Source organism: Cupriavidus sp. SK-3 (assembly GCF_000611145.1).
Lineage (GTDB): Bacteria > Pseudomonadota > Gammaproteobacteria > Burkholderiales > Burkholderiaceae > Cupriavidus.
The window spans coordinates 1-3232 of record NZ_JFJV02000147.1 but is presented as its reverse complement, the minus strand read 5'-3'; the positions used below and the strand labels follow the sequence as shown (position 1 = coordinate 3232).

Annotated in this window: 4 protein-coding genes; 2 read left to right on the top strand and 2 right to left on the bottom strand. The window is 60.3% G+C overall.

What is annotated here, in order from left to right:
• Positions 1 to 204: 204 nt before the first annotated feature.
• Together CF70_RS37835 and CF70_RS37830 are read right to left on the bottom strand one after the other, a co-directional pair.
• A complete protein-coding gene (locus CF70_RS37835; RefSeq protein ID WP_235185057.1) occupies positions 205 to 411 on the bottom strand; it encodes a potassium channel family protein in 207 nt (68 codons plus the stop codon).
• A gap of 197 nt (positions 412 to 608) precedes the next feature.
• Positions 609 to 902: a hypothetical protein gene (locus CF70_RS37830; protein WP_235185056.1), complete on the bottom strand. Its 294-nt coding sequence runs from the start codon at positions 900 to 902 to the stop codon at positions 609 to 611.
• 563 nt (positions 903 to 1465) lie between these two features.
• On the opposite strand from CF70_RS37830, the gene CF70_RS15355 reads away from it, so the two are divergent.
• Together CF70_RS15355 and CF70_RS38585 are read left to right on the top strand one after the other, a co-directional pair.
• Entirely contained in the window at positions 1466 to 2626 is a 1161-nt protein-coding gene (locus CF70_RS15355; RefSeq protein WP_035866168.1) for a hypothetical protein, read from the top strand.
• A 137-nt stretch (positions 2627 to 2763) separates the two neighbouring features.
• Positions 2764 to 3045, top strand: a complete 282-nt coding sequence (locus CF70_RS38585) for an excalibur calcium-binding domain-containing protein (protein ID WP_081862188.1) — start codon at positions 2764 to 2766, stop codon at positions 3043 to 3045.
• Positions 3046 to 3232: the final 187 nt, after the last annotated feature.

The window sequence follows — 3232 nt, the reverse complement described above, 5'->3', positions numbered from 1 at the left end:
TGACGCCTGCTGGCCCTTTGTGTCAGATGAGACCGTGCCAAAGCGGAAGCCACGGTCAAAGCTACCCCAGAGCGCACATCATGACGAGCCTGGGTTTTGGGACAAATGGGCGGAAGCTGTTCGAATTCTTCCCGCAATGTGGGGTGATCGAATGGAAGGGACTTCCCCGTCGTGAAGCAAGATCGCTGCCAGCTCATTGCCGCGTCACCCTTGGTTCGTGCCGGAGCGGCCCGCTTCGACGCGTAGCGACACCAGCCGCGCCAGCACGATCGCTGGATAGAGCTGACCGATCAACGCCTCGAGGATCGCAAGCGACTTGGCTGCGTGAGCGACCGGTGTGATGTCGCCATAACCCAAGGTTGTGAGCGTGACGAAGCTGAAGTAGATCCACGTGGAGTGATCGGCCGGCATGTCGCCACGCGGTATTCCGGCATAAGCACCGGGGTCGTAGGTGCTTATGAGCTGATAGGCCTCTGGCCATACCACGCCGATCAGTATGTAGAGCGTGATCGCGCCAAGTATCCGGTCGAATGGTTACTGTGCCGGCGCTGAACACGTTAATCCCGATGACCACGCTAAGCAAGCCGAGTGAAGCGATCGCCGTTTCGTCACGTAGCCCTGTTGTCATGTCCGGTGAACCATGCGGCCCAGCGGACTACTATCGCCACACCGTTGACGATCGCGATCGGCACCAACTGTGCGCGGTGGTCCGAAACAGCGGTCACGCCGGTCAGAAGAACCAGCGACAGGAGCACGTCCTGCGCGATCTTTGCCGGGACGCTCGTCGGTGCGATAGAGAACGGAACGAAGAATACGGCAAGGACGGCGAACGACAGAAGCGCCACCATACTGCCGATACGCAGATGCGCGGCACGGTCAAGCCCTGGATGTGCATATCTCATTGTCGCTCCCGCGCTAGTGAAGCTGTGCGCCCGCTTTCCCATCGTGCCGCTGCTCGCAACTGGGCACGCTGCGACAAAATGTCCGCGAACTCAAAGCGCGGTGTTTCAGCCAGCCAGGTCGTGCGGGCTGTTGACGATCACCTGTCCGAGCCCGGCATCGGTCGGCGCCAGGACTCCCGCTTCCCAACAGGGGTGAAAAGGAGGGGCGCGGTGAGAATCATCTGGTCAGCCGTCGCGATACCAAGCTGTAGAGAAAGAGACGATCAAGACGAACGCGGCCATGACGACTATGAGTCAAGTCTCCATATATGGAGTTTGAGCACACGGCCTTGAAATCCTGCTATGTACCGCTCCTTGTAAGCATAGACCTGCCGGGAATCGGTTCATTGACATAGGTCCGCACCGGGTCCAGCAGTGGCTACACAGCCCGGATCCGGCCTTTCGCGAGAAGATGACGCCCCGCCCCCGCGCACATATGCCTCATCAGGCATTTATCATTATTTATTTGCAAAGGATAAATTATCCAGATAGGATAAATGCTGATAATCGCACCAGGAAGACGCATGTCCGAGCCGTCTGCAGCCTCCGAACGTTACACCTTTCGCCGCCCCGCGTTGGCGGCAAGCTTCTGCGCAGCCTTGGCCGGTGAGGGAATCCAGGATGCCCGCTCCGGCCTGTTCCTCGCGGCGCCGCGTCGGGTAGGCAAGTCCACGTTCCTGCGCGAGGACCTTACGCCAGCCGCCGAGCAGCGCGGCTGGGTCACCGTGTATGTCGACTTATGGTCGAACAAGGCGCACGACCCGGGCGAGCTGATCGCCGACGCCATCAAGCACAAAATTGCCGATCACGCCGGCGTCGTGGGCAAAGCCGCAAAAGCCGTCGGCCTCACCAAGGTCACCGTCATGGGCACCCTTGGGTTAGACCTCACCGCCACGGGATTGCCTGCGGGCGTCACGCTCACGCACACCCTTGAGGCGCTGCGCAAGGCCGCCAAGCAACCGGTTCTCTTGATCGTTGATGAAGCGCAGCATGCTCTGACCACGGAGAAAGGCGTGGAGGCAATGTTCGGCCTGAAGGCGGCGCGCGACGCGATGAACGTTTCGGGCAAGGCCCCGGACCTCATGCTGGTCTTCACCGGCTCAAGCCGGGACAAACTCGCGCACCTGGTCATGAATTCACGCATGCCATTCTATGGCTCCCAGGTGATGCCGTTCCCGCTGCTCGATAGAAACTTTACCGACGAATTTACCAAGAGCGTGAACCGGGCGCTCGCCGCGGGCAATCAGTTTGAGCCGGAGGCCGCCTACGAAGCCTTCGTGATGGTCGGGCATCGCCCAGAGTTGCTGCGCCACCTGATTGGCACGATCGCACTGGCGAACGAATCGCCAAACCTCAGTGCCCGGCTCAAGGATGACGCGACGCTCGTCCAGGAGCGCTTGTGGCATGACGTCGAAAGCGACTTCACATCACTGTCGCCACTTCAGCGGGCGGTGGTGCGTGTCATGGCTGGCAAGGATGGTCAATTCTCTCCCTTCGGAGAGCGCGCCATTTCCGCGTACAAGGCCCTTGTACCGGATCATGTGAGCGTCAGCGCTGGGACGGTTCAAAATGCAATTGACGCCCTTCGTGAGCGTGAGATCGTATGGAAAGAGTCGCGAGGCTCGTACGAGATCGAAGATCAAGCATGGCTGAATTGGCTCCGCGCCAGAGGCCTGACGTCCTGAAGAACGCGGTAACGCGATGCGCCAGGCGACGGGTCACCGAAACCGGAATTCTATGACGATGCCGCGCCGTTGCCCAAGTCGTCCGATTGCCGCTCCGCCATTTGCTGTGGCATCCTTGGGGGATAACGAGGGGTCACATGAACAAATTCCTACTGATCGGCGTCGCGGTCGCCGCTGCGTGGCTCTACTTCAAGCAGTCGCCCAAGGCTGAACAAAGTGCCCAGCCTGCCGAACCCATAATTGAGGCGACAGCACCTCCTGCAGCCTCGCCGGTTTTTCAATGCCAGGGGAAGCAACACTGTAGTCAAATGACTTCGTGCGAGGAGGCCCGTTTCTACCTGCGCAGTTGCCCTGGCGTGAAGATTGACGGTGACGGAGACGGGATCCCCTGCGAAGTGCCACCATTGCAGTGTTCGTAGATGGCTGTGGCACAGCGCGCGATGTATTAGATCCGGCTGGAGGCCGCCGTGGCCGCTTGTCAGTTAGCGCGCGGCGGAGCAGGGGAGGCGGCTGGCGAATCTGGAGAACGATTTGAGGTAAAGCGTAGGACCCTGGTGCGCTGGTGGTCGGCCCCTTAGAGGGAGAAAGGGGTGTAGGCGCAGGGAG